The sequence below is a fragment of the Vibrio sp. 2130-1 genome (genome assembly GCF_033339515.1).
The window spans coordinates 1-628 of sequence record NZ_JAWOUT010000418.1; the positions used below are offsets into that span (position 1 = coordinate 1).

The window sequence follows — 628 nt, forward strand, 5'->3', positions numbered from 1 at the left end:
CATCACTACCAGTCGCGTGATCGATTGGGCCTTCCAGTGTGAAGTTATAACTGCCATCCGTTTTCACTACCAACGTAAAGACAGGGTTGCCATCTGCGGTCGCAACGTAGCTGAAGCTGCCATCAGGATTTGCAGTCTCTATCAACGCCACTGGATTGCCTTGCGAGGTGAGCCCTGCAACCACATCTACAGAGGTATCTAACTGGTAACTCACCACGCGATCAGAACCTTGCGTTGTCGTGAACTGCCCATCAATCGAAAGTGAATCATTTTGGTCCGAACCGATGTTCGCTAAGTCGTCTTCATCAACACTGATGGCTTCAACATTTGTGATAGTCGGTTGGTCATCGGTAATCGTGACAGGAATAACGGCGGAAGTCGTGTCTCCATCAAAATCTGTCACTGTGATCGGGAAGTTTAGCGTTAAGCTGTCACTGTTTGCTGCGTGATCAATCGCACCTTCAAGGGTAAAGTTGTAGCTGCCGTCGGGATTGACGGTTAATGTGAAAACCGGATTTGTCCCTGCTGTTGCCGTATAGGTGAAGCTGCCATCAGAATTGGCAGTTTCCGTCATTGTGACGGCTACGCCTTGTGAGGTTAATCCATCAACAGGTGTCGCATTCGAGTC

The 628-nt window shown here is 49.2% G+C and carries 1 protein-coding gene; it reads right to left on the reverse strand.

What is annotated here, in order from left to right; all coding sequences use genetic code 11:
• Positions 1-628, reverse strand: a 628-nt coding sequence (locus R7Q09_RS26585; protein ID WP_318143998.1) for a VCBS domain-containing protein, incomplete at both ends; no start/stop codon positions are given.